The sequence below is a fragment of the Salinicoccus siamensis genome, from assembly GCF_055391965.1.
In genome coordinates, this window is sequence record NZ_AP043765.1 from 1,369,302 (window position 1) to 1,393,800 (window position 24,499).

Below are 24,499 nucleotides of genomic sequence, written 5' to 3' on the forward strand. Positions count from 1 at the left end.
TTATATATGCTCATATTTCACACTGCAACTCTCTTGCAATGTCTCTTCAAGCGCTTTGAAGCGTTCATTGTAGTTTCCGGCGCGCAGCTTCTCAGTTAGGCCGGCAATATTCTCACGCTTCAACACACTTTTCCATGATTCCTCCGCCTCGCCCATCGTATCCCTCAATATGCATTCCTCTGACGTCTCAATTGAATCCATCATATTATCCAATATGCCGCTCGATGTATAGAGCGACTGACGGCCTTCAATCGCAGTATAGATATCATATATCCGAATGTCTTCCGGCGAACGATTTAGTCTGAAGCCACCTTTAGTGCCATGAATTGATGCAATCAGGTCTGCCTTCACCATTCTTCTCAACAACTTCTGGAAGTAGCTGGGCGAGGCTCCGATATGTCTGCTGATTTCCTCACTGTGCAGCACGGCACCTTCTGGCAGCAGATTGAGGAGAATGACTGCATAGACGGATTGTTCCACACCTGTTTTTATTTTCACAGCGGCATCACTTCCTTCCCTTATATTGGATAATTGTTGTCCATTTTTAAATGACTTTAACAGATGAAGTGATTCCCTTCAACTATGACGACTTGAAGGCTACACTATTTCCAACTTCATATATGATGAGAAGGTTTTAATATTATGAATTTATAGCATTTAAATTTGTATCAATAATATAAGGTGCCTCTTTTTTATTTATCGCATACAAAATGTGGGTAGATATTTATATGTCCAATCAATACGGCATGATAATATAATTTCATGAACAGGAGAGATCAGTAAATGAGAGAGGTAGAATTTCATAATGGCAACACAATGCCACAGATAGGGCTTGGCGTATTCAGGGTGGAAGACGGTGAAGACTGCAAGAATGCTGTCAAACATGCGATTGTAAATGGCTATCGCAGTATTGATACAGCCATGATCTACAAAAATGAGAAGAGTGTCGGTGAAGGCATTAAAGCAGGCATTAAGGAAGCGGGCATCGATCGTTCTGACCTTTTCGTGACATCCAAGCTTTGGCTTGATGACTATGGTCCAGGAAATGTGGAAAAGGCCTATGATACATCCCTTGAGAACCTTCAGCTGGACTACTTAGATCTGTATCTTATGCATTGGCCGGGCACCGATGAAGACCTCATGATCGAGACATGGCATGAAATGGAGCGTCTATACAACAATAATCGTGTTAAAAACATCGGCGTCAGCAACTTCATGGTTTCCCACATGGAGACATTGCTGCAGCGGACAGATGTAAAACCGGTCATCAATCAGGTGGAGTATCACCCCTACCTTGTCCAGAACGACTTGAAGCTGTACCTCGACTCCCGCAAAATTGTCATGGAATCCTGGTCACCATTGGTGAACGCCAAAATCCTTGATGATGAAACCATCAAGGAGATTGCGGAAGAAACCGGCAAGTCACCCGCTCAAGTCGTCATCCGCTGGAATATAGAAAATGGTCTCGTCACCATACCAAAATCCGTGACACCTGAGCGGATAGAAGAGAATATAGACGTGTTCGGCTTCTCCCTAAGCAAGACACAGATCAGTCGGATCAACCAGTTGAATAAAGATGAACGCAATGGTCCGGACCCTGCTACATTCACGGGTAACAGATAATATTGCCCATCTATAATGTTGTTTAGACAAGAACACCTCGGCATGCCGCTTTGGGCGCCGAGTTTCTGTACGGAAAAGGAGGCGGCTTTATTGGCGAATGCAACCGCTTCTTCAAGCGCCTTGCCTTCAGCGAGTGCGACGGCGAGTGCACCATTGAATGTATCGCCGGCGCCTGTCGTATCGGTGACTTCAACTTTTTGTGATGACACGGTGATCATCCGGTCTCCTCTGAAGAAGGATGCACCCTTGGCGCCGTTCGTGATGACCAGCTTATCCTGGAACTTCGGCAGGCCATCAGTATCGTACGCGAACAGCTTCTCCGCTTCAGTATCGTTTGGCGTGATGTATGCGGCTTTCGCCCAATAGGCATCATCCAACTGCATCGCGGGTGCGGGGTTGATGATGACGGGGACATCAAGCATCTCGCAGAGATCCAGTATGTGTTCAACTGTTTGTTTCGGAATCTCAAACTGGATCAGGATATAGTCGCTTGCCTTAATCCTTTTTTTGAACTTGTCTATATAATCGGGATGCATTTCGCCGTTTGCACCGGCGATGATGATGATTCTGTTGTCCTGATTCGACACGATAATGTTGGCGAGCCCGGAAGAGACGTCCGCTTCTATTCCTATAGCTTCTGTCTTCACCCCTTGTGATTCGAAATTATCGATGAGGGTCTTACCGAACGGATCATCCCCCACTTTGCCGATCATATATACCTCTGTACCAAGTCTGGCAGCGGCAACTGCCTGGTTGGCACCTTTACCGCCCGGTAGGGTCTTGAAGCTTTCGCCCGGCAGGGTCTCACCTTGCTTCGGCATATTTTCTGTTATAGTCACCAAATCCATATTGATGCTGCCGATGACGGTGATTTTAGGGGTGTGCATGATTATTCCTCCTCGTCGTAGGCCTTCAGTATGGCTTCAAACAGATTCCAGAACTTTTCCTGGTCGACCTCATACGCAAAATTAGTGTTGGCAGGTTTTCCTGTGACACCGAGGAGATCTACTACTGTTTCACCATAGGTCAGTTCCCCTTTTGTTTCGACGTCTGCATGCACATGCTTGAATGTGAACAAGTCCGGATCTAGTAGATACATCGTCGTGCAGGCATCATGGATGGGGCCGCCTGACATACCAAAATGCTCTTTATACATATCCCCGAAGAATACGAGGAGCTCTGAGACGAATTTTGCTGTTGGATTATTGATTCCAGCCAGACGCTTCTGAATCTCATCTGTGGCGATCACCTGATGCGTCACATCGAGGCCGAACATCGTAACGGGAATGCCACTATTGAATACAACCTTTGCCGCTTCTGCATCGACATAGATATTGAACTCGGCAGAAGGGGTCCAGTTGCCGAATGTGCCGCCGCCCATCAGGACGATCTCTTCGACATCCGATTTGATTTCAGGTGCTTTGATCAGTGCCATGGCGATGTTGGTTAATGGCCCGGTTGGCACCAATCTCACTTTTCCATCAGCCTTTTTGACTTGATCGATGATGAAATCGACTGCGTGCCCTTCTTCCTTCTGACTTTTTGGATCCGGTAGTACGGGGCCATCCATACCGGATTCGCCGTGGATTTCCGTTGCGATTTCACTTGCTTTGACAAGCGGCCTTGCCGCACCTTGGACAACTGGCACATTAAGCTTCAGAAGGTCCTTGACCTTCAGGGCATTGATTGTATTCTTATCGACTTCGACATTCCCTGCGACTGTGGTGATGCCAAGGATGTCCAGGTTGCTTTGTGCTGAAGCGGCGATGATGATCGATATGGCATCGTCATGGCCCGGATCACAATCTAATATCACTTTTCTGTGTGTCATTGATAAATTTCTCCTATTCATTAATATGGATTGACATGGACATTCACGTCCTGTACTTCTTCAAACTGGCGCATCAATAGTTGTTTGACTTCTCTCGCCACATGGTGCCCCTCCTCGACCGTCATTTTTGCATCGACGGCGATTTTAATGTCGATGATCACGTAGGAACCATGTGAACGTGCGCTCAAATTATCGATGTTGCGCACTTTATCGACGGCAAGCACTGCCTCTCTCATATCCTCGGTCTCCTCTTCATTCAGCACGACTTCAAGGGATACACTGACTGCTTCTTTTCCCAACTGGTAGCCCATATACATGATGATAATGGCGATAACAGCGCTGGCTATAGGGTCCAGATAGGCCAAGGCAGGAATATTGAACGAGCTGCCTACTATAGTCAGTCCAATACCCGCCAGTGCCACCAGGGATGATATGGCATCAGAGCGATGGTGCCATGCATCTGCAATCAGAGCCGGGCTCTTTATCCTACTGCCGAGACGGTACTTATACTGGAAGAGGGCTTCCTTCACGACCACTGAAAAGATGATGATATATAGCGCAATGAGCGTCGTCTCGCTCCCTACCGAGCCTGATACCAGCGAGCGCACTGAATTGTATATGATCTCGAAGCCAACGACGATGAGCAGTATCGCTATAATCAAGGTGGCGACGTTTTCGGACTTGCCGTGGCCATATGGATGTTCTTCATCAGGCGGTTTACGTGAGGCGCGTATACCGATCAAGACAGCTAGTGAGCTCAGTACGTCTGAAGCGGAATGCACTGCGTCTGCAATGAGGGCCCTGCTGTTTCCAAGCATTCCCCCGATCAGCTTCAGTACAGCCAGAAGAATATTGACGGCCATACCTATAATAGTGGCGACTTGTGCCTGTTTATGCCTATTTTCCATATCATATCCCTCATTTTTAAATTGCTAGCTTCTTCATTCTATCAATGTCTGTCCTTTAATTGAATATAAAAGGCAGAACCCGGCGGGTTCTGCCTTTATTCTGCCTCTTCGTCAGCCAGCGTCTCTACGTCAGAGACCACTTCTTCGAGTGGGAATTCATTATCCCCTGTGTCCACTCCTGGATAATCTTTGATAACTTTGCCTTCCTGATCAATCAGATAGAAGCTGATGCCGTGTGTCACCTGGTTGCTGCCTTCCGGTGGCGGTGCCACGATCGTCTTGAAGTTATCTTCGGCAAATCCTCTGATGAAGCTGTAGTCATAGCCGGTGGCGAGCTGCCACTCAGTATCATCTGGCACATCGTAATGGGACAGGTAGTCAGCCAATACTTGCGGCGTATCCGTTTCAGGGTCGACTGATAGACTAAGGACGCCATAATCTTCTACGCCTCGTTCCTCGAGTTCATTGACGACATCGGTCATATTCGCCGTCATAGGTGGGCAGACGGTTGCGCAATTTGTGAATATGAAATCGATGAGCCATACTTTGCCCTCCATATCTTCACGCGTAAATGTCTCGCCCTGCTGATTCGTCACTTCAAAATCGCCCAGCTCATTACCATAACGGGACATCACTTCGACGTCCGAATCACTGCAGGCAGAGAGTATGAATGATGCCATTAAAACAGTAACCAATATTTTCTTCATTAAAAACCCTCCGGAGACGTTTGTATCCAACTATATCAGAGAAGAGGCTCCACACAACCTGTAAAAAAGGGATATTTGTGAAAATAATATGGCGGATACAATAAAACCCAATTTCATCTGGATTATTGTTTCCGAGAAGCATTATCCCCATGTGTCTGTTCTTTTAAGAAAAAGGCCATCACTATGCCTGCCGCCGCCATCGCCGCCGAGAAGATGAAGGAGGCATTCACCCCTGTGACTTCTTCCATCGCCGTTGGTGAGCCGTCTGAGAGCCGGAGTGTGACACCGGTCATGATGGTGACCATCATTGCAGTAAAGAGGGAGCCGCCGATCTGCCGCATCGTATTGTTCATCGCGGTGCCGTGCGGAATCAATATATCCTTAAGCGCATTCATGGCGAACGTGGTGAGCGGCATCATCGTCAAGCCTGTCCCCAATAACCTGAAGGTGTAGATGATCGTGATGTAGCGGAAAGTGGATTCGGTCGTAAGGTCCGACAACAATATGGAAGTGACCAGAATCAGAGCCAATCCGGTAAACGTCAAAATCCGTATGCCGAACTTATCGAACAATGTGCCTGCAACCGGCATCGTCAGCCCCATGAGCAGCGTACCAGGCAATAGCGCAAGCCCTGACTCAAACGGCGAATAGCCGAGCATATCCTGCATCAGGACAGGCAATATATTATTTGCCCCGACCATTGAAGTGAAGACCACCACACCGATCAGCGAGCTCAAGAGGAAGTGACGATTCCTGAAGACGCGCATTTCCAAGATAGGCTGCCTAAGCTTCAGCTGTCGCTTCGCGAACACCAGCACCAACAGCAGGCCAACCACAATCGTGAATATCACGAGCAGATCTGTCCATCCCCTCGTACCGGCAATCGAAAATCCATAGAGCAGTCCTCCGAAGCCGAATGTGGATAATACAATCGACGGCAAGTCGACTTTTGGATCCGTCTGCTGGGTGACGTTCTTCATCGAAACCAAAGCGAGTACGAAATTCAATAATACTAGCGGCAGCACGATGAAGAATAGTGCACGCCATGGCCATATTCCTACGATATATCCAGCAAGTGGGGGTCCGATGGCTGGTGCCAGGCCGATGACCAGGCCGAAGTAGCCCATCGCCTTACCACGCTGTTCAAGCGGAAACTGGGTCAGTAGGATGACTTGTGTCAGCGGCATCATGATGCCTGCTGCAAGACCTTGGAACACCCGCCCGATAAGCAGAACCGAATAGACTGGCGACAAGGCGGCGAGCAGCGTACCGGTGATGAAGATTGTCATACCGGTCAGATAGAGCATCCTCGAAGTGAATTTGTTGATCAGGAATGCTGACACTGGAATCATAATGCCATTGACAAGAAAGAATCCCGTCGTCAACCATTGTGCAGTGCTGAACGGTACATTGAAGTCATTCATGATCGGCGGGACTGCAGTGACAAGCAGCATCTGGTTGAGCAGGACGAGGAATGACCCCATCAATAATGTCGCAATCAGTAACATTTTTGGACTCATCTTCATTTGTTTCATATCTTCACTACTTCCTTGGAATTGAACTTGGGTCTACTTGAAACGAGTAACGCTGCGTTCATTGGCGGCATCGACTTCGAGTATGTGCTCCATGCGCGTCTTCAACTCTTCTACATGCGAAATGATGCCGACCATCTTACCCGTCGTCTGCAGGTCGATGAGTGTATTCACCGCTACATCCAATGTTTCGGGGTCGAGGGTACCGAACCCTTCATCGATCAGCATCGTTTCTAGACTGATGCCCCCGGACTCCTGCTGCAATGCTTCATTCAATGCAAGCGCGAGCGTCAGTGCCGCCTGAAATGATTCACCGCCGGATAGGGAAGAGATATGCCTTGGCTGATTGTTGTAGAAATCGAACACTTCGATATCCAACCCGGTTTTCCGGTTGCTGCGTGAGGTGCTCCTCCTCAGTTCATATCGGTGCCCCGTCATTTCAAGGAGCCGGATATTGGCAATCTGCAGTATGCGATCTAGGTAATAGGTCAATACGAATCGCTCCAAAGAGACCTTCTGATCGTTCCTGCCGGCTACCGCATCCGCTAATGATAATAAGGCCTGCGTCTCTTCAAGGGCTGCTTCATGCTGGTCAATCAAATCGTTTATCCGCTTTAGATTCTTATCGTTATGCTCGATCTGGGCGTTTAACTTCGCCCGGGATTCCGTCAGTGATTCGAGATGTTTTTCAATAGCTGCAAGTTTTTCCTGTTCCCCTGATGGATCCATCCATTCACGGCCGTCCATCTGACTTTCCAGATGGCGTTTCCTATCTAACGCCACTTCTTTTTCACGATGATAAGATTTGATGCTCGCCTCTATCTCTCCGATGTCGGTGCGTTCCGAGATTCTGATCAATTCTTCCCGATCCATTGATACTTCATGTGTGAATTGATCTATCTCAGGTGTCAGGGAGGATAGTGTCTGTTGCACTTTCACCGCCTGTTCGTTCAGCGCCGCTGTCTTTTCTTCCATTCTGGCAAGCGCATCCTTGGTCGCGAGGCGCATCGATTCATTCTGCTGCAGGCGGTGGCGGTACCCGTCAACCTCTCTACGTTTTTCTTTGAAGGCTTGTGCGAATGCTTCGAACTGCTCGTAGCCTGTCTCGGTTATGAACATATCCTTCAATTCCTGGGCCCGGTGCAACTGGTGGGTGATGTTATTTTCATCCACTCTGCCGTCCGCCAATCTCTGTTCCAGACGCTTATATTCCTCATTATACTCAGACTGCCTCTCGTACCTCTCAGAATCTGCCTGCTGATCTTGCGTAAGCTGTTGATAGGCCGATTCAAGATCTGCATAACTCTTTTTGAGCACTTCCAGATCCATCCGCTTCTTATCCGGCGTCATCTCTTCCATCACTCTACGCTTCGCCTGCAGTTCCGATTGGCGCTCGGCCAGGTGCTGCATCGCATCATTGAGGGTTTTCAGACGCTCCTCTTCAGCCTCAGTCAGCATTTCCACATCGTGCGGTAATGTCTCGACCGGCTGCCTGCACACCGGACAGTCATGGCCGACTTCAAGGTGCTGTAGAAGATGGCTGATATGATGACCGTCTTCGGTCGAGAACTTATCTTCTACGCTGCGTTTCAGCTTTTCCAGTTTTTCTTTCGTTTCTTCAGACTGCTTTTCCAATTGAAGGAGTTCTTCATCTATCTTGGATTTCTCTTCATCATTGCGCCGGTTACCCTGCTCTTCTTTGATGGCTGTATCAAGCGCCATCCTCTCCTTTTCATTTTCGAAGATGGCCCGGGCCAACCGGTCTGATGCGTCGCGGTCCCATGCGTCTTCCTGCATGTGCCCCTTCAGTTCTTCAATTTGGCATGCCAGCCTCTTTGATGCTTCTTCGCTGTCGGTTTTGGCTCTCTGCAACTCTTCGATTCCAGAGATGTTTTCCCGGATGTGTGCGTCCGATATGAAACGTTCCGTCCGGTTCAGCCATTTCTCCATTTCAGAGAAGCGGCCTTCAGCGGCCTTCAACTCTTCATATTCTGAAAGATGACCCTCGTACTTTTTTTGTGAAGCATGCTGCGCTTCGTTCAATTCCTTAAGGCTCAAGCCAAGCCTTTTCTGCTCAGCAAGGGCGTCACTCTCTTTTTTGAGTGCATACTCCTTCTCTTTTGCAATCCGGTAATCCGTCAACACCTTCTCCAATTCTTTTATCTCGGATTTCCGGCTCTCCAAATTGTTTAATCCGTCTGCAATCTCCTGCAGTTCCTTCACCTTTGCGTTATGCAGTTCCTTGGCGTCCAACCTTTTCTTGATGGTCTCAAATGCTTTCTGCTGGCTGGTCGCTTCTGTCATTACCGCTTCAAGTTTTTCTGCTAGCAGCTTCTGGATTTGGCTGATCGCTTCTACCCTTTTGGCTGATGTGGGATAGTCCGCCTCCATCATGCTTCTGACCGCGTCATGTTCATCCCCGCTTAAGGAATTGAAGAGCTCCTGGATTTTGGTCTCCATCACTGCAGTATCCTTCAATTTCTCTTTCTTCAGTTCATTGAGTTTGTTTTCGAACTGGACGAAGCGTTCTGTCCGGAAAAGAGTGCGCAGTATCTCCTGCTTCTGTTCGCTGGAAGAAGTGAGCAGGCGCTTGAATTCACCCTGGGGGAGTACGAGGATCTGCCTGAACTGGTCCGCATTCAACTTGATGATATCCATGATCGATTGCTTGACGCCGTTGATGCTGCTGTCGATCACCTCACCTTCCCCGCTGTATAATACCGCTTTTGGTGGGACCGGGGTCTTCCGCCCCGCCTTGTGGTAGGACAGCGTACGCTCCACTGTATATGTACGTCCGCGTATTTCGAACTGCAACCGGATCGAACTGATATCATCATCCGTCGCAAATTGGCTTCTGACCGAACCTTCGGTACGATCTCTTGTCGACAGTGTGCCGTAGAGCGCATAGGTGATGGCGTCAAAAATCATCGTTTTACCGGATCCTGTCCTGCCGCTGATCAGGAACATGCTGTCTTTGACTTTAGTGAAGTCTATCGTCTCATTCTCGAACGGGCCGAAATAATGCATGCTAATCTGTATCGGTTTCATCTATATCACCTTTGAAATGGTTATTGAATATTTCTGTCTGATAGCGGCTTGGTGATTCACCGAAAATGTTCTCGATGAATGAACCGAATATCTCCCCATCGGTCGAACTGTCCGCATCAACAGCCTTTATGCTTTCTTCGCTGACTTCTTTTATGGGCCTCAGTTCCAATGTGTTCGGGTATATCATCTTGATCTTGGACATGGGATCATTGATGTGCGACATGCCAGACAATTCAAATTTGAAATATGCTTCCTTATCATTAAAATGGACCGCTTCTTCAATGACGTCATCGAATGTTCCGGTATAATGGATGAGGTCACGCTTCATCTCAAGCGGAACAAAACGGCACTGCATAATGCCAGTTGTGTCGATGAGGCGATATCCTTTCGGCTGGTTCACTTCCGAGAATGAGTATTTGAGCAGCGAGCCACTGTAGAATATCTTGTCATGGGTGATGGCAAACGGATGATGCAGGTGGCCGAGCAGCACAAGATCAAATGCTTCAAACAGTTCAGCACTTACCTCTTCCGACAAACCTATCGACAGCGGACGTTCGGACTCCGATGTCTTGCCTTCAGATATGAACATATGGCCGACCACTATATTGAAGGCGTTTTTATCCATCACTCTCGATAGTTCTTCTGTAATGCGGACATATACGTCGTGATGGGTTTTTATCCCGTCGTCCTGAAAATGGACTCTCGCTTCCAGAACATCCAGATAAGGGATCATATAGAAGTGATGACCCCCCATTTTAATTGGTGTGGTAATGTCGTCGATCGCCGTGCGCATGTGATAACCGCTCTTGGCAAACCAGTAGCTGCCGTAGTCAAGGCGCGAGCGGCTGTCATGATTTCCGCTGATCGCCAGGACTGGTACATTTTCCTCTATATTTATCTTATACAGATAATCATTCACCAGCTTCAATGCGGATTGGGAAGGGTTGGCGCGGTCGAAGACGTCCCCTGCAAGGACGAGCACATCAATGTCCTCTTGCCTTACGCAATCGAGGACCTGTTCGAGCATGTGTTGCTGATCTTCAATAAGATCCATGCCGTTCAGCCGCTTTCCTATATGCCAATCTCCTGTATGTAGAATTTTCATTGTATCTATCACCTCGTATCTTCTAATTATACAAGAAAAACGCCCCCCAAGTAAGTTCAGGGGACGGTTTTTCAGTGCAGCTGTCGGATGGATATGATGAGAGCATCCAGTTTCTGCTCCATCCTATAGAGCAGAAAGAATGTGATCACTGCCGGAAAACCAACATCGCTGACTAATGGCACCCATTCCATGCTAGATTATCTCGGTAACATTCTGTTCGACGATTTTAGCCGAATGGACAGACACCGGCGTGCCCTGCGACGGTGCCAGTACACCTGTGTCCATAAGCTTTCTGGCCTCTAGGAGTATCGCTTCTTCTGTCAGGTTATCCTTCGGGTTGCTGATGTTCAGTGTAAACCGGCGGTCTGCCGATGTGTTGAAGACGATGACAAGTTTCCTGGTCATGGTTTATTCCCCCTTATTAATTGATGACATAAGTCTGTTCCTTTTCAACGATTGCGTATACATCATTCGTCAACATTTGATACACCTCGGCTGCAGCATTGATATCTGCATCAGTTGCTGACAACTCCAGGTTTCTGACAGATCTGAAACGCAGTTTTTCCCCGCCTTTTCCATCTGCTTCAAAAAAGTAGAACTTGGCACTTAAGTTTTTCAACATGTCCTTCACCTCCTTCGCCTTATATATCGAAGTGGATGATTAGATGGACAATATTCTTTTTATTTCTTATAATAGCTTTGAGGTGAGGCAATGGACGATCTATTTATGTGGCTGATTGCACTATGGACTTTCATCATGTTGGGGCTCATGGTAATCGGCGGATACTTCATGTTCAGGAAATTTTTGAAGCGTATGCCAAAAGGAGATGGATATAGTGAACTCGATTGGCAGGCGTTTTATATAGATAAGGCGTTGCCCCTGTGGCATGACGAGGCTAAATCCATGCTGAATGAGCTTGTCACTCCCGTTCCGGAACTGTTCAGGGATGTGGCGAAGGAACGGATTGCAGGTAGAATTTCAAAGATCGCCCTTGATGAGGGCGCTAAAAAGATCACTTTGGACCATATCATGAAAGGCTATATCATTGCCACGCCAAAGCGTGATCACAAATTCATGAAAAAGAAACTCAATGAATTGGACATTGATTATACACCGTATGAGGCGCTCTTCGAATATGCCGACGATGAGAAACAGAAATTCTCCATATTTGAGCAGACAGAAAAAGTAAGCAGCAGATCAAGTTGACTTGATCTGCTGCTTTTCATATTGCTTCAATTTCAGCAGCATCGACAGACGCCATATTATGATCATGACGAAGGCGAGCAGAAAGAACATGCCACCGATTTCACCCGGGGAGATGCTCATCGACAGGATGGTCTTCAGTATAATCCTCAGCACAAGCAATCCCAACAATATGACGGGGAAGAGTTTCGATTGCCTGACATACAGTGCCCCGTCCCTCTCATCGTAACGGGTGGTGATGACGAGCAGGACGGAAAAGATGAGTCCCATAGCCACTGCTTCTAAGATTTCGGAAGCGCTGAGCCTGAAATATGGAAATACATACATCAAGGCGCCGGTCGACATCATCACTGGCGGTATGATGATTTTCCGTAGTGTCAATGGTCGTTTGGCTGCGCGCTGTCTGACGATTATGGCACCGATACCCATGATGACAGCCATAATGGAGGCGGCCGTAAACAAAATGCTTTCAATGCCCATAATCTAAAACCCCTGGAAATCGCCGAAGAATGGCTGCAACCAGATGATGATCTGCGTCAATCCATCAAAGTAGAGCAATACACCCATCAGAATCATGATGACGCCGCCAACCTTCATGATGAGGTTTGAATATTTCAGCATCCAGCGTGTCCGCGATACGAAGAAACTCAAAGTGAAGAACGGCACCGCAAACCCGAGGCAATATACAATCATCAACATAAGGGCATTGTTCGGCTCAGTTGCGCTCATTGCAAATATTGCGCCGATGATCGGACCGTTGCACGGTGTCCACCCCGCACCAAAAGCCATACCGATCAGAATGGAACCAAAAAAACCGGATGGTCTGTTCTTAAACTGGACCTTCCTGTCCTTCATCAAAAAGTTGAAGTTCAGCACACCGGTTACAATAAGACCGAATATTATAATCAGGATGGCACCAAGTTGACGGATCAGATTCGAGTATTCTATCAATAATCCGCCGAGGAATGCGGTGCCGAATCCGAGTGCGATATAAATCAGACTGAATCCGATCAAGAAAAATAAAGTATGAAGGATCGCCCGCACATTGAACTTCTGACTTTCCACTTCATTATAGCTCATACCTGTTATGTAGGAGATGAAAGCCGGAAAGACCGGAAGTACACATGGGGAGACGAAGCTGAGTACGCCTGCACCAAATGCGAGAAGGAATGTCACTTCACTACCCATAGAAAAACCTCCAATCAGATATCATTCTATCAGACATCCCCTCGATTTAGATATTCCCTCAGACTGAATATGCGAACATTGTATGACAATTATTGCTGACCATTCTGCAGCTGATACATCTTATGATAGATGCCTCCTTCATGGATCAGCGTATCATGCGTGCCACGTTCGACGATTTCACCACGGTTGAGGACGAGGATCTGATCGGCATCCTGGATGGTCGATAACCTGTGTGCAATGGCGAGTGTCGTGCGCCCCCGCCGCATCTTCTCCAGAGAATGCTGAATCTGCTCTTCTGTTTCGGAATCGATATTTGCGGTCGCTTCATCCAGAATCAATATTTTAGGATCTATCGCCATCGTCCGGGCGAACGCGATGAGCTGACGCTGTCCACTTGAAAAAGCACCACCCTTTTCGATTACCTTGTGCTGATAGCCACCCGGGAGGTCATTTATGAATTTATCCGCGTAGACGAACTCCCCTGCAGCCTTCACTTCTTCAAACGTCATGTCGGGGTGGTACAGTCGGATATTTGAAGCAATGGTGCCATAGAAGATGAAGGGATCCTGCAGCACAAGACCAACCTTCTGCTTCAGTTCACCTTTCGGCATTTTCTTGATGGAATGCCCATCGATGGTGATATCGCCTTGATTAAATTCATAAAAGCGCATAAATAGATTGATGATGGAACTTTTGCCGGAACCGGTGTGGCCGACCAATGCCACAGTCTCACCTGGTCTGGCTGTAAATGTGATGTTCTTCAGCACATCCACTTCACCGTCATAGCTGAAGGTCACATCTTTAAACTCAATATGCCCATCGGTGATCTCCGCTTCCTCATCCTTATCTTGGACCGGTTCCAGACGCTCATCATCCATCAGTGTGAATACCCGACTTGCGGATACAAGTGCCTGTTGAAAAATGTTCAGATTCTGACTGACCTGGTTGATCGGTTCAAAGAACCGTTCCATATACTGCAGAAATGCGAAGACGACACCGGCTGTAACGGTCGACTCAAAGCTCAGCAAGCCGAAATAGCCAAGTATCACTGCGATGGCCAGCACATAGATCATGCTGATCGCGGGCCTCAGAAGCAATCCATCGAGTTTGACGTTCTTCATATTATATTTATAGTGCGTCTCGTTTATGGTATTGAATTCCTCCTGCAGACGCCTTTCCTGATTGAACACCTGGATGATCTTCATACCCTCTATCGATTCTGCCAACTTCGCATTCATCTCACTCAAAAGTTGGCGTGCATGGGAGAAGAAATTGGCTGAATACTTACGGTATACTGCCAAAATGACAGCGATTACGGGCATGAATAGCAGTGCAAACAAAGCCAACTTGACGTCCAGGATGAACATCATCACAAAACTTGAAATGACCATGAAGATCGCCATGAGGAATGTTGCCAGTACACCGATGAACATATCGACGATGGCTTCCGTATCATTTGTGATGCGGGAGACGAGGCTGCCTCCGGGCACTTTATCGAAATAGCGCATGCCAAGGCGACCAATCTTTTCAAATGCATCGATCCGCAGCTGCTGGATCACCTTGAACGCCAAATATTGAAAAAGGTAGATGTTCATGTATGTGGTGACTGCCCCGAGTATCTGGACAATGGCGAAAAGGATGATCAGCCACATGATATCCTGCTCCGGAAAGACGCCTGGCGTCAAATAATCATCGATGAAAATCATGACGAGATAAGGTGTTGCGACACCTGTGGCAGTGGATACCGCAAGCATGAGGAATCCCAATGTCAGCACACCTTTGAAGGGCAGCGTATATTTCATCAGACGGATCAGGACATCCTTCTGATCATTGAACGTTAGATTCAACTTGTCATTCTCCATCTAATTCCGCCTCCCTTCCGCCATGTCTTCCAAGGAACTCTTCAGAGATTCACGAAGCGCCTGTGCGTTATAGGTGTCGTGATACCAGCCCTGCTCCGCCATCAGCGTTTCATGCGTGCCCATCTCTGTTATGGTGCCGGCATCCATGACGATGATCAGATCTGCATGGCTGACAGCACTCATGCGATGTGCTGTAATGATATTCGTCTTACCACGACGATTGGATTGCAGGCTCTCGAGTATACGCTCTTCGGTTTCTGCATCAACGGCTGATAATGAGTCATCAAGTATCAGCACTTCAGGATCAAGAATCAGTGCACGTGCAATGGAGATGCGCTGCTTCTGTCCTCCGGATAATGATACGCCACGCTCCCCGACAACGGTTTCGTAGCCGTAGGTGAATGCTTCTATATCATCATGTATCTGGCTGAGACGCGCCGCCTCATGGATAAGGGCATCATCCATATCCGGATTACTGAACGCAATATTATTGCGGATCGTCGTGGAGAAGAGGAAATGGTCTTGGGGCACATAACCGAACTGCGCCCTCAGGTTGCTGATGTTATAATCTCTGAGCGGATGACTGCCGTAGACGATATCTTCCGGATTGACTGTATCGAACTCGCGGAGCAGGAGCCTAAGCAGCGCGCTTTTGCCAGAGCCGGTACGTCCGACTATACCAACCGTCGCCCCTCTCTCGATCGTAAAACGCACATCCCGTACGCCGCCTGCATCTTCCCCCGGAAAATTAAATGCGCCGATATCAAAGTGAATGTCACCTTCAGGCTGATCTTCTATCAGATACTCCTCCCCGATATCATTTTCCGTCTCCATGATTTTCTCTATACGCGCGTAGGAGGCACTCCCCCTTTGAATCAGGTTGAAGAACATCCCAAGCGCAAGGAGCGGCCAAACCATCATGCCGAGGTAGGTTGTGAATGTCACCAGCTGTCCAACGGTGATTGCATCGTCAAGCACCATGCGTGCCCCGAAAAATATGGAGATGAAGTAACTCGCCCCAATCACTGTCATTATCGTCGGATCAAACAGCGCATCGATTTTCGATACTTTTAGATTTTTATCGACGACATCATCACTCAACACCCTGAAGTCTTCCTGGTCATGCGACTCATATCCGAACGTCTTGGTCACCTTGATGCCCGATATGCTTTCTTGAGTCTTATCGTTGAGCATGCTGAAGGCAGCCTGCGCCTTCTTGAAACCGCGGTTTAGGAGTGTGCCGTAATAGCTCGTTAATATCACCATGAAAGGTAACGGAATCATCGCCATCAATGTCAGTTTGGGGCTGATTGTAACAGCCATCGTCACCAGCACCGCCCCTCCGGTGATCAGTGAATCGGCAATGGTCAGAATACCGGCACCGGCAGTAGCCTGGACTGCTTGTATATCATTGGTGGCATGGGCCATCAGGTCCCCGGTACGCCTCTTCTGATAGAACGCAGGGCTCATCTGTGAATATTTATTGTAGAGCGATGCACGCAGAATTTTACCCAGCCGATAACTCGCACCGAAGATCATGATGCGCCAAAAATATCTGAATATGTATGTCAAAATCGCCACCACTATAAGCAGAATGATGAATTGTCCGAGTATCTCCGCGGTCAGCGTCTCCTGCCTTATCCCGTCGATGACCCATCCTATGACTTGCGGGGGCACCAGTTCCATCAATGCAACGAGTATCAGCATGATGATGCCGCCGGTGTAATTTTTTCGTTCCCTTTTAAAGAACCATCCCAACTTTTTAAATACTTTCATGCCATCCCCCCTTCAATTGAGTGCAATTAAATTCTACCATATATTTCGAAAATTGAAATATTTTGGGTGAAAAAATAAACCCTTCTATAGAGAAGGGTTCATCTTTATTTTTTTGATGCTTTCATACGCTCTTTTGTTGATTTGGAATCGGCACTGCGATTCATCATTGTCATCATCTGATTGATTTTCTTCTGGGAAGGTTTCTGTCCCATCTGCATCATCATCATCCTGAGCATCTCTTCATTGATAGGTGGATTCTTTTCGAGGTAATCCATCATATATTTCCGTGCCAGGAAAAAGCCAAGGGCAACGCCACCGATGAGTGCAACAATAACAATCAGTATCCAGATCCATGTAGCCAAACTGCTCACCTCTTTCTTCGTAGAACAGTATAAAGTCTACATTAAAAACAGGTGTTTTTCAACAGATTATTTCTCCATCACCGTCTCTAGGATCCGTTCGACGGTAAATCCATATTTTTCGACGACTATGTCGCCAGGCGCACTCGCACCGAACGTATCGATTGTGTGCAATTTGCCTTTCATGCCGATGAAACGGTGCCATCCCAGACTGGCTGCCATTTCAATGGCGGTCCGGTTTTCGATGTGCGTGTTCAGTACACTTTCGATATAGGCTTCATCCTGCTTCAGGAACTGCTGCATATTCGGGATGGAGGCGACTTTCACTTTTACACCTTGTGCATTAAGCTGTTCTGCCGTATCGACAGCCAGTGGCAACTCGCTTCCGGAAGCGAATAGGATCGCATCATCCCCTTCGTCGTAGGCCAGGTATCCACCTTTTTTGACCCCTTCTTCAACAACATCGTATGGCACATCTATCGTTTTGACATTTTGACGTGTCAGCACAAGGGCCGTCGGTGTATCTTCAGCTTCCATCGCTATCTTCCAGGCCGCACGTGTTTCATTGCCTTCTGCCGGTCTGATTGTATTGAGGTTCGGGATGGCGCGCAGACCGGCAAGCTGTTCTACCGGTTCATGCGTCGGACCGTCTTCTCCTACTGCGATTGAATCATGGGTGAGTACGTAAGTTACAGGCAGCTTCATCAGCGCGCTCAAACGCATGGCTGGCTTCAAATAGTCACTGAAGACGAAGAACGTACCACCGTAAGGACGGAGGCCGCCGTGTGCTGCCATGCCATTCAATGCAGCGGCCATGCCGAATTCCCTGACGCCAAACCAGATGTTCCGTCCGGCATAATTATCGGGACCGAAATCCTCCTCATCCTTTACATTGGTCTTATTGCTGCTCGCGAGGTCTGCAGCACCACCGAACAATGTCGGAACGGAGTCAGAGAGCGCCTGTATCATATCGCTTGAAACAGCACGTGTGGCTTTCGCCTCGCCCGCTTCATAATAAGGCATATCCTTATCATAATCGTCTTGCAGACGGTGGTGGACGGCCTCCTCGAACTCAGCATGCAGTTCTGGATGTGCTTCTTTATAGCCTTTAAGCATTTCATTCCAGGCTTCTTCTTTTTCATTGCTTCTTGTTTTCATCGTTTCACTGAAGCGTTCATAGACCGACGGGTCGACATCGAATGTCTTCTCCGGGTCCAAACCATAATATTCAAAAGCTGCCTTGCGTTCCTCTTCACCAAGCGGCGCACCGTGTGAGGCACTTTTGCCCTGCTTGTTCGGGGAACCGTAGCCGATGATCGTCTTCACTTCGATAAGTGTCGGACGAGTTGATGTCTTGGCATTCTTTATCGCTTTATCTATGGCATCGCAGTCATTGCCATCCTCCACTTTGATGTAGTGCCAGTTATATCCTTTAAAACGTGTGCCCACATCTTCTGAGAAACTCATGTCGAGATCACCATCAAGCGATATGTCGTTTGAGTCATAAAGCACAATCAGTTTGTCCAACGCCAGGTGACCGGCCAGTGATGCTGCTTCATGGGAGACACCCTCCATCAAATCACCATCGCTCGCGATGACATAAGTGTAGTGGTCCATCACATCATAGCCATCCCTATTGAAGCGGGCTGCCAGGTGCTTTTCAGCCATTGCCATACCGACACTCATTGCGAAGCCTTGACCCAATGGTCCTGTCGTCACTTCCACTCCTTCGGTATGTTTGAATTCAGGGTGCCCAGGCGTCTTCGACTCGTACTGCCTGAAATTCTTCAACTCTTCCATTTCAAGCGAACCGCTCAAGTGCAGCAGACTATACAACAACATGGACCCATGGCCCGCACTCAATACGAAACGGTCACGGTTGAACCAGTCCATTGAGTTCGGGTTGAAGTTCAGATGGCGGGACCAGAGTGTGTAGGCCATCGGCGCGGCCCCCATAGGGAGGCCCGGGTGGCCGGAAGCCGCCTTTTCGATCGCATCGATGGATAGTGAGCGGATTGTGTTGATAGCCAGTTGGTCTGTCTTATCAAAAGTCATTTGCGCATACTCCTTTATGAATTTTTATTTTTATCTGCTTGGATTTTCTTCACTTTTTCAGGGGTCACATCATTGCCTTCAGGATCGATGACTTTAGTGTTCTCCACCTGTTTCTTGAATGAGGAACGGAAGTTTTTAAGATACTCTGTCCTCAAACCTTTCAGTTCAGAGAGTTCCTCCCCTGTAATGCTGCCCGACTTCTTTTTGGCAGCGAGCGTATTGATCCGCTGAATCTTATCTTTGTCTAACATAGCAGCCCTCCTGTCCACTTTCTTATAATCTACCATAAAAAAAAGTGTGAGACCATTCTCACACTTTAAAGTCATCTTATGAATCCAATCATTTCCATCAACTGCTCCATATTGCTGCGCTCGGCGTATTCTTCAGCCGATAGATCCGTCTCCTCTACAGGGAGGGGGGCATCGTCATGTGTGACGACCTGGTACTCATCTATATAGACAACTTCAGAATTACTATTCCCTTCCTTGTGGGAATCCAACATGAAAATGAGGCCAGCAGCGAAAACAAATATAAAGACCATACCCAGTAGTTTAAATTCCTTCAATGTCATCATTACTACCTCCAGAACATATGTTTGTATAAACATAGTAACAGAACGCCTGTTCCGGGTCAATGGATAGCGAACAAATGTTTGTAAGATGCCCTCTCATATGATAAAATTTAAACAACAATAAGGCGGAGGTAATAACTATGAAGGCGCTAACAGACAGGCAGAAACAAATATACCAATTCATCAAATCCACAGTGAAGGATAAAGGCTATCCGCCGAGTGTCAGGGAAATCGGCAATGCAGTCGGGCTCCAATCGAGCTCAACGGTCCATGGCCATCTGGCTAAACTGCAGGAAAAGGGTTTCATCAAAAGGGACCCGACAAAGCCCAGGGCTATCGAAGTCATCACGGAAGAGAACGAGAACCATGGTGCTGTAATCCATGTCCCGGTCCTCGGTAAGGTTACAGCCGGACTGCCGATTACTGCCGTAGAGAATATCGATGAGTACTTCCCTCTCCCCGAACACTTCACAGCGAACCACAACAGTGAGATATTCCTCCTCAATGTAGCTGGGGACAGCATGATCGATGCAGGCATCCATGATGGGGACAGAGTGATAGTACGCAAGCAGAACATTGCCCATAATGGCGATATCATCGTCGCAATGACGGATGACGATGAAGCAACGGTCAAACGTTTCTATAAGGAAAATGGCTACTATAGGCTGCAGCCTGAAAACACGACAATGGAACCAATCATCTTGGACAGTGTCGCTGTCCTCGGTAAAGTCGTCGGGCTGTTCCGTGCATTTTAAAGGATTTCATATATAAAAGGGCGCATCTTTACGATGCGCCCTTTTGCCTTTCCGTATCCATCCTGTCAATATCCTTTGTTTCGAATGTTTTATCTATCAAGTATGATTCTGATTTGTTCTAAAATATCTTTTGGATCTTGTGTTTGTTTATCCTCTGTTTTATGTTTCAATTGCATCCCCTCGTTTTTGCTTGATTCAGGATGGTGATCTGGAAAGATGATTCCATATTAAATATATAAGGCGGCTCCTTTATATTCCCTTTATTTCGGCAGACGAAACATTATTCGCAAATTTAATCCTCAATACATGAATGGGAGGGTCATCTAAATAAAAAATTATTGCAGACGCCTTTCTATACACTATAATGAAAAAACAGTCCAACTATGTAACCACATGTGATATGGTTTCGCTCCGAATCATTGACGCCCAAAAAAATTTTACGGCTATGTCTTTGCGTTCTGAAGTTTTCATCCAAGGCTATAGTCGACAATGCAATGTGAGTCCCCCTTCTCTCCCCATTGATATCTAATCGCCATCAATACACGCTCCCCCCCAAGTGCATTAATACTTAAATTATAGCATTTCGAACTCGTACTTCAACAATGTGGAGCCATTCTGATGAACAGAATGTATGTCACTTGACCATAGAGTCAATACAGAGGGCCATATGATGCATATTTCACTATATAACAAGTAGCAACGTATAGAGAACTGGGCAGTTTGTCACCTTCCAAGCAATTATTCCGGGCCCTTTTCTTTGACATGAAAGGTGCATATGAAATCTGTTCCAGCCGATATTCCTGATGAAATAAAAAAGACGACCAAAGAATCGTCTTCTTTACTTCCTTATATAATTTTCCGTATAGTAGGGCACATTTTCTTCATTATATGCTGTACCGACCCCCAGATGTGTAAAACTGGCTTTCAATGTGTTCTCCCGGTGCGGGGGCGAATTCATGAGGCTATGGTGGGAGAAGATGGGTGAAGTATGCCCCATAGCGATATTCTCCCCTGCCATCCTGTACGATACATCAGCTGACTCCAAACGACTCTTCAACGTCACGCCGTCCGGGGAATCATGATTGAAGTAATCCTTCTCAACCATATCGCTGCTGTGTCCGAGCGCGGCTTTTGAAGCCGCTTCGTCCCAGGACAAAGGTTCTAGACCGTATTCCTGTCTGGTTGCATTAACGAGTAGATGGTTCATTTTGGAATTATCTGCCGGTTCAGGATGATTATAAAGGGCGCTGCTTTCACCAAAGGCCTCTTTATCGACGACAAGCAGACCGTTCACCTGATCCGATTTGTGAAGATCATAGAAGAAATAGACGTATGTGCCATTAATATCATAGACTGCATATTCTTCATTATCCACACGCAGCCGCTTCCATCCCTTCTTGATGGTTGATTCCGGAGTACCATATATGGAGTCGACCTGTTCCCTCTCCAACCCTTCAATGTTGATCGTCTCGACTGATACGTCCCCACTGTTTGTATAGGCGCCGACTACCCTCTGATCTTTAACCAATACCATATGGAACACGCCTGGCTCACTTTCAATGTAGAACTCTCCTTCATATTCCGAGCCGATATGTTCTTTACCGGTAGTATCATATTCATTGTCGAGCGCAATCTCCACTTCCTGTGTCTGGTCGCTGTTCACCTGATGGATTTTATCCATATTATAAGAAGGATAAATGTTCTCTTCAAGCCATCCACGCAAGTAGGACAACTCCATCCCTTCTTCAAAATCATAGGATTGCAGCACAGGAGCTGTAAACATCCAAACGAAGTATAGGATTACGATCATAAACACTTTTCTTATCATACAGGCACCTCCCCTCCGCGTATATTTTAAAAAAAGTAATTAAACTTTCGTCTAATTACTTTATCTTGGAATATATTCGGTTTGCCGCTCTTCGAAATACGCCTCATCTACAATTGTATTATCCTCACCCATCAGCACGACATTCGGCTTGAATGTCTCCAATTCACTGTCATCCAGCTGAACATAGCTGATGATGATGACTGTGTCCCCAACCTGTACCTTACGGGCTGCTGCCCCATTCAAGCATATTTCACGCGAGCCCCGCTTGCCTTCGATGACGTACGTTTCAATCCGCTCGCCGTTATTGTTATTGACGATCTGGACCTTCTCATTCGGGAGGATATTGGCTGCATCAAGGAAATCAGGATCGATTGTGATGCTGCCGACATAATTCAAGTTTGCTTCTGTCACTTTTGCACGATGGATCTTGCCATTCATCATTGTTCTGATCATTTCATCACCAACATATTATCTATTAACCGTGTTCTTTCGAACTTTACAGCAATGAATATTATAGCATCCCCCTCGATGTTTTGAACAGCATCAAGTCCTGGATGGGTGTAGATCTGCAGATCGTCCACGTGCGCTGATGTCTTCGATTCGATATGGGTCCTTATGTCCTCTTTGATCGCTTCAGCGTCAACTTTGCCGTGTTTTATGCTTTCCTCTGCCTTTACAAGCGCGAGGTGGATTTCAGGAGCTTCAGTACGTTCGCTTTCGGAGAGATTAACGTTCCGGCTGCTCTTTGCCAATCCGTCATGTTCGCGCTCGGTCGGCACGCCGATGACTTCGACTTCGTGGTTGAAGTCCTGGACCATGCGCTTTATGATCATCAGCTGTTGACGGTCCTTTTCTCCGAATACCGCAAAGTCCGGGCGTATGATGTTGAATAATTTGTTGACAACGGTCACCACCCCTTCAAAATGGCCGGGTCTTCTGATGCCGTCGAGTATCGAGGCCATGGATTTTAAGCCAAGTTGAAGTTCGGGTGGTTCTGGGTACATCTCTTCTTCAGAAGGATGGAAAACCACATCGACTCCAGCTTGTCTGCATATTTCCAGATCCTGCTCGAGATCCCTCGGATAACTTTCCAGATCCTCGTCGGGCCCGAATTGGAGGGGGTTGACGAAGATGCTGACCACTACCGTGTCACCCCTGCGCCTCGCTTCTTCTATAAGCGCAACATGACCTTCATGCAGGTATCCCATGGTCGGCACGAAGGCAATGTCCGATGTCCTCAAAGGTTTTAATATGCTGCGTATACCTTCTATTGTGTCTGTATTTTTCATCACTCTTCAAAAACCTTTCTTTTATAAGTCGTGGCTTCATCGGGAAATTCCGCATTTTTTACAGCGTGTACATAAGCGGACAAGCCTTCTACCCCGGCAGTATTGAAATCTGCATATGCCCTGACGAACTTCGGCAGACGGTCGGTGCCGTACTGGAGCAGGTCGTGGTAGACCAGCACTTGTCCATCCACCTCTCTACCTGCACCGATACCGATGGTTGGTATTGTGAGGGCTTCCGTCACCCTCTGGGCTAGATCTGATGGAATCGCTTCAAGTACAAGCAGTGATGCACCCACGGCCTCCATTGCCTTGGCGTCTTCAATCAGCTGCATGGCTGCTTCCTGGGTGCCGGCCTGCATCTTAAATCCTGTTACGCCGACTGACTGCGGCGTCAATCCTAGGTGCGCAACAACCGGGACACCAGCCCGCACTGCCCGTTTGACGACGGGCAGGCAGTCTATCCCTTCAAGTTTGATGGCGTTGGCGTCCGTCTGCTGATAAAGCGACAGTACATTTTCCACGCTTGTATCAACGTCTCCATGATACGTACCAAAAGGCATATCGACCACCATGTATGTGTCCGGAGCACCCCGCCTGACCGCTTTGGCATGATGGATCATATCCCCCATCGTCACTTGTACAGTACTTGTGTACCCAAGCACCGTCATGCCGAGTGAATCACCGACAAGCAACATGTCCATCCCTGCCGCCTCGCTTTGTTTTGCACTCGGGTAATCATAGGCGGTCACCATGGTGATCTTTTCGCCATTTTGTTTCATCTGATTCCATTCACTGGTTGTTTTCATCATACTGCTCCTTTTATTTAAATCCTGTTATATTATAATTAGTTTATCATAT

25 protein-coding genes and 1 pseudogene are annotated in these 24,499 nt (G+C 47.4%); 3 read left to right on the forward strand and 23 right to left on the reverse strand.

The annotated features are described in order from the left end of the window. Positions 1–498, reverse strand: a complete 498-nt coding sequence (locus ACZ5LF_RS07115; RefSeq protein WP_380570851.1) for an RrF2 family transcriptional regulator — start codon at positions 496–498, stop codon at positions 1–3. Positions 499–783: 285 nt separating this feature from the next. On the opposite strand from ACZ5LF_RS07115, the gene ACZ5LF_RS07120 reads away from it, so the two are divergent. After that, entirely contained in the window at positions 784–1,623 is an 840-nt protein-coding gene (locus tag ACZ5LF_RS07120; protein WP_380570852.1) for an aldo/keto reductase, read from the forward strand. Positions 1,624–1,715: 92 nt separating this feature from the next. Here ACZ5LF_RS07120 and ACZ5LF_RS07125 read toward each other — a convergent pair. From ACZ5LF_RS07125 to ACZ5LF_RS07170, 10 genes and pseudogenes are all read right to left on the reverse strand, one after another. Then, positions 1,716–2,510 (reverse strand): annotated as a pseudogene (locus tag ACZ5LF_RS07125) (ribokinase); the annotation flags it as partial. A 2-nt stretch (positions 2,511–2,512) separates the two neighbouring features. Continuing rightward, positions 2,513–3,454 (reverse strand): nucleoside hydrolase, encoded by a 942-nt coding sequence (locus tag ACZ5LF_RS07130; RefSeq protein WP_380570853.1) that lies wholly within the window; start codon positions 3,452–3,454, stop codon positions 2,513–2,515. A gap of 20 nt (positions 3,455–3,474) precedes the next feature. Beyond that, positions 3,475–4,362, reverse strand: coding sequence for a cation diffusion facilitator family transporter (locus ACZ5LF_RS07135; RefSeq protein ID WP_380570854.1), 888 nt, complete (start codon positions 4,360–4,362; stop codon positions 3,475–3,477). Positions 4,363–4,457: 95 nt separating this feature from the next. Next, entirely contained in the window at positions 4,458–5,069 is a 612-nt protein-coding gene (locus ACZ5LF_RS07140; protein ID WP_380570855.1) for an SCO family protein, read from the reverse strand. A gap of 122 nt (positions 5,070–5,191) precedes the next feature. Next, positions 5,192–6,604 carry an MDR family MFS transporter gene (locus tag ACZ5LF_RS07145; protein ID WP_380570856.1) on the reverse strand — a complete coding sequence of 471 codons (1,413 nt, stop codon included), beginning with the start codon at positions 6,602–6,604 and terminating at the stop codon, positions 5,192–5,194. Positions 6,605–6,637: 33 nt separating this feature from the next. Further along, complete coding sequence (locus ACZ5LF_RS07150) at positions 6,638–9,649, reverse strand: AAA family ATPase (protein WP_380570857.1); 3,012 nt, start codon at positions 9,647–9,649, stop codon at positions 6,638–6,640. Next, positions 9,630–10,754: an exonuclease SbcCD subunit D gene (locus tag ACZ5LF_RS07155; protein WP_380570858.1), complete on the reverse strand. Its 1,125-nt coding sequence runs from the start codon at positions 10,752–10,754 to the stop codon at positions 9,630–9,632. Before ACZ5LF_RS07155 ends, ACZ5LF_RS07150 begins: the two co-directional genes overlap by 20 nt. Before the next feature lie 71 nt (positions 10,755–10,825). Beyond that, positions 10,826–10,945 (reverse strand): YvrJ family protein, encoded by a 120-nt coding sequence (locus ACZ5LF_RS07160; protein ID WP_344701018.1) that lies wholly within the window; start codon positions 10,943–10,945, stop codon positions 10,826–10,828. 1 nt (position 10,946) lies between these two features. Continuing rightward, positions 10,947–11,159: a DUF2922 domain-containing protein gene (locus ACZ5LF_RS07165; RefSeq protein WP_344701020.1), complete on the reverse strand. Its 213-nt coding sequence runs from the start codon at positions 11,157–11,159 to the stop codon at positions 10,947–10,949. Positions 11,160–11,175: 16 nt separating this feature from the next. Continuing rightward, positions 11,176–11,376: a DUF1659 domain-containing protein gene (locus tag ACZ5LF_RS07170; RefSeq protein WP_380570859.1), complete on the reverse strand. Its 201-nt coding sequence runs from the start codon at positions 11,374–11,376 to the stop codon at positions 11,176–11,178. A gap of 90 nt (positions 11,377–11,466) precedes the next feature. On the opposite strand from ACZ5LF_RS07170, the gene ACZ5LF_RS07175 reads away from it, so the two are divergent. Continuing rightward, positions 11,467–11,961: a DUF2621 family protein gene (locus ACZ5LF_RS07175; RefSeq protein ID WP_380570860.1), complete on the forward strand. Its 495-nt coding sequence runs from the start codon at positions 11,467–11,469 to the stop codon at positions 11,959–11,961. Here the strand turns inward: ACZ5LF_RS07175 and ACZ5LF_RS07180 are convergent. The 8 genes from ACZ5LF_RS07180 to ACZ5LF_RS07215 all read right to left on the reverse strand — a co-directional run bounded on the left by ACZ5LF_RS07180 (position 11,953) and on the right by ACZ5LF_RS07215 (position 19,772). Further along, a complete protein-coding gene (locus tag ACZ5LF_RS07180) occupies positions 11,953–12,438 on the reverse strand; it encodes a CcdC family protein (protein ID WP_380570861.1) in 486 nt (161 codons plus the stop codon). The two genes, ACZ5LF_RS07175 and ACZ5LF_RS07180, sit on opposite strands and share 9 nt — an antisense overlap. Before the next feature lie 3 nt (positions 12,439–12,441). Further along, positions 12,442–13,146 (reverse strand): cytochrome c biogenesis protein CcdA, encoded by a 705-nt coding sequence (locus ACZ5LF_RS07185; RefSeq protein ID WP_380570862.1) that lies wholly within the window; start codon positions 13,144–13,146, stop codon positions 12,442–12,444. Positions 13,147–13,235: 89 nt separating this feature from the next. Next, positions 13,236–15,008: an ABC transporter ATP-binding protein gene (locus ACZ5LF_RS07190; protein WP_380570863.1), complete on the reverse strand. Its 1,773-nt coding sequence runs from the start codon at positions 15,006–15,008 to the stop codon at positions 13,236–13,238. Further along, positions 15,009–16,784 carry an ABC transporter transmembrane domain-containing protein gene (locus ACZ5LF_RS07195; RefSeq protein ID WP_380570864.1) on the reverse strand — a complete coding sequence of 592 codons (1,776 nt, stop codon included), beginning with the start codon at positions 16,782–16,784 and terminating at the stop codon, positions 15,009–15,011. Positions 16,785–16,888: 104 nt separating this feature from the next. Then, the gene (locus ACZ5LF_RS07200) at positions 16,889–17,146 is read right to left on the reverse strand and encodes a YneF family protein (RefSeq protein WP_380570865.1); all 258 of its coding nucleotides are present in this window, start codon (positions 17,144–17,146) and stop codon (positions 16,889–16,891) included. A gap of 66 nt (positions 17,147–17,212) precedes the next feature. Next, on the reverse strand, positions 17,213–19,198 hold the full coding sequence (gene tkt, locus ACZ5LF_RS07205; protein WP_380570866.1) for a transketolase: 1,986 nt from the start codon (positions 19,196–19,198) through the stop codon (positions 17,213–17,215). 14 nt (positions 19,199–19,212) lie between these two features. Beyond that, on the reverse strand, positions 19,213–19,449 hold the full coding sequence (locus ACZ5LF_RS07210; protein ID WP_380570867.1) for a DUF896 domain-containing protein: 237 nt from the start codon (positions 19,447–19,449) through the stop codon (positions 19,213–19,215). 71 nt (positions 19,450–19,520) lie between these two features. Next, positions 19,521–19,772, reverse strand: a complete 252-nt coding sequence (locus ACZ5LF_RS07215) for a hypothetical protein (RefSeq protein WP_380570868.1) — start codon at positions 19,770–19,772, stop codon at positions 19,521–19,523. Positions 19,773–19,909: 137 nt separating this feature from the next. Between ACZ5LF_RS07215 and lexA the strand changes: the two genes are divergently transcribed. Continuing rightward, positions 19,910–20,524 carry a transcriptional repressor LexA gene (gene lexA / locus ACZ5LF_RS07220; protein ID WP_380570869.1) on the forward strand — a complete coding sequence of 205 codons (615 nt, stop codon included), beginning with the start codon at positions 19,910–19,912 and terminating at the stop codon, positions 20,522–20,524. A gap of 838 nt (positions 20,525–21,362) precedes the next feature. Here the strand turns inward: lexA and ACZ5LF_RS07225 are convergent. The 4 genes from ACZ5LF_RS07225 to panB are packed head-to-tail and all read right to left on the reverse strand — an operon-like array spanning position 21,363 to position 24,447. Continuing rightward, entirely contained in the window at positions 21,363–22,352 is a 990-nt protein-coding gene (locus ACZ5LF_RS07225) for a CAP domain-containing protein (protein ID WP_380570870.1), read from the reverse strand. Between the two features lie 60 nt (positions 22,353–22,412). Continuing rightward, positions 22,413–22,805: an aspartate 1-decarboxylase gene (gene panD, locus ACZ5LF_RS07230; RefSeq protein ID WP_380570871.1), complete on the reverse strand. Its 393-nt coding sequence runs from the start codon at positions 22,803–22,805 to the stop codon at positions 22,413–22,415. Continuing rightward, the gene (panC, locus tag ACZ5LF_RS07235; protein ID WP_380572111.1) at positions 22,802–23,641 is read right to left on the reverse strand and encodes a pantoate--beta-alanine ligase; all 840 of its coding nucleotides are present in this window, start codon (positions 23,639–23,641) and stop codon (positions 22,802–22,804) included. Before panC ends, panD begins: the two co-directional genes overlap by 4 nt. Next, positions 23,641–24,447: a 3-methyl-2-oxobutanoate hydroxymethyltransferase gene (gene panB / locus ACZ5LF_RS07240; RefSeq protein WP_380570872.1), complete on the reverse strand. Its 807-nt coding sequence runs from the start codon at positions 24,445–24,447 to the stop codon at positions 23,641–23,643. The genes panC and panB overlap by 1 nt, the downstream gene beginning before the upstream one ends. Positions 24,448–24,499 lie beyond the last annotated feature (52 nt).

Bases quoted from the DNA above. Each gene is read 5' to 3' on its own strand.
- ACZ5LF_RS07120 (WP_380570852.1), top strand. From the start codon at position 784: ATGAGAGAGGTAGAATTTCATAATGGCAACACAATGCCACAGATAGGG.
- ACZ5LF_RS07130 (WP_380570853.1), bottom strand. From the start codon at position 3,454: ATGACACACAGAAAAGTGATATTAGATTGTGATCCGGGCCATGACGAT.
- ACZ5LF_RS07135 (WP_380570854.1), bottom strand. From the start codon at position 4,362: ATGGAAAATAGGCATAAACAGGCACAAGTCGCCACTATTATAGGTATG.
- ACZ5LF_RS07140 (WP_380570855.1), bottom strand. From the start codon at position 5,069: ATGAAGAAAATATTGGTTACTGTTTTAATGGCATCATTCATACTCTCT.
- ACZ5LF_RS07145 (WP_380570856.1), bottom strand. From the start codon at position 6,604: ATGAAACAAATGAAGATGAGTCCAAAAATGTTACTGATTGCGACATTA.
- ACZ5LF_RS07150 (WP_380570857.1), bottom strand. From the start codon at position 9,649: ATGAAACCGATACAGATTAGCATGCATTATTTCGGCCCGTTCGAGAAT.
- ACZ5LF_RS07155 (WP_380570858.1), bottom strand. From the start codon at position 10,754: ATGAAAATTCTACATACAGGAGATTGGCATATAGGAAAGCGGCTGAAC.
- ACZ5LF_RS07160 (WP_344701018.1), bottom strand. From the start codon at position 10,945: ATGGAATGGGTGCCATTAGTCAGCGATGTTGGTTTTCCGGCAGTGATC.
- ACZ5LF_RS07165 (WP_344701020.1), bottom strand. From the start codon at position 11,159: ATGACCAGGAAACTTGTCATCGTCTTCAACACATCGGCAGACCGCCGG.
- ACZ5LF_RS07170 (WP_380570859.1), bottom strand. From the start codon at position 11,376: ATGTTGAAAAACTTAAGTGCCAAGTTCTACTTTTTTGAAGCAGATGGA.
- ACZ5LF_RS07175 (WP_380570860.1), top strand. From the start codon at position 11,467: ATGGACGATCTATTTATGTGGCTGATTGCACTATGGACTTTCATCATG.
- ACZ5LF_RS07180 (WP_380570861.1), bottom strand. From the start codon at position 12,438: ATGGGCATTGAAAGCATTTTGTTTACGGCCGCCTCCATTATGGCTGTC.
- ACZ5LF_RS07185 (WP_380570862.1), bottom strand. From the start codon at position 13,146: ATGGGTAGTGAAGTGACATTCCTTCTCGCATTTGGTGCAGGCGTACTC.
- ACZ5LF_RS07190 (WP_380570863.1), bottom strand. From the start codon at position 15,008: ATGGAGAATGACAAGTTGAATCTAACGTTCAATGATCAGAAGGATGTC.
- ACZ5LF_RS07195 (WP_380570864.1), bottom strand. From the start codon at position 16,784: ATGAAAGTATTTAAAAAGTTGGGATGGTTCTTTAAAAGGGAACGAAAA.
- tkt (WP_380570866.1), bottom strand. From the start codon at position 19,198: ATGACTTTTGATAAGACAGACCAACTGGCTATCAACACAATCCGCTCA.
- ACZ5LF_RS07210 (WP_380570867.1), bottom strand. From the start codon at position 19,449: ATGTTAGACAAAGATAAGATTCAGCGGATCAATACGCTCGCTGCCAAA.
- ACZ5LF_RS07215 (WP_380570868.1), bottom strand. From the start codon at position 19,772: ATGATGACATTGAAGGAATTTAAACTACTGGGTATGGTCTTTATATTT.
- lexA (WP_380570869.1), top strand. From the start codon at position 19,910: ATGAAGGCGCTAACAGACAGGCAGAAACAAATATACCAATTCATCAAA.
- ACZ5LF_RS07225 (WP_380570870.1), bottom strand. From the start codon at position 22,352: ATGATAAGAAAAGTGTTTATGATCGTAATCCTATACTTCGTTTGGATG.
- panD (WP_380570871.1), bottom strand. From the start codon at position 22,805: ATGATCAGAACAATGATGAATGGCAAGATCCATCGTGCAAAAGTGACA.
- panC (WP_380572111.1), bottom strand. From the start codon at position 23,641: ATGAAAAATACAGACACAATAGAAGGTATACGCAGCATATTAAAACCT.
- panB (WP_380570872.1), bottom strand. From the start codon at position 24,447: ATGAAAACAACCAGTGAATGGAATCAGATGAAACAAAATGGCGAAAAG.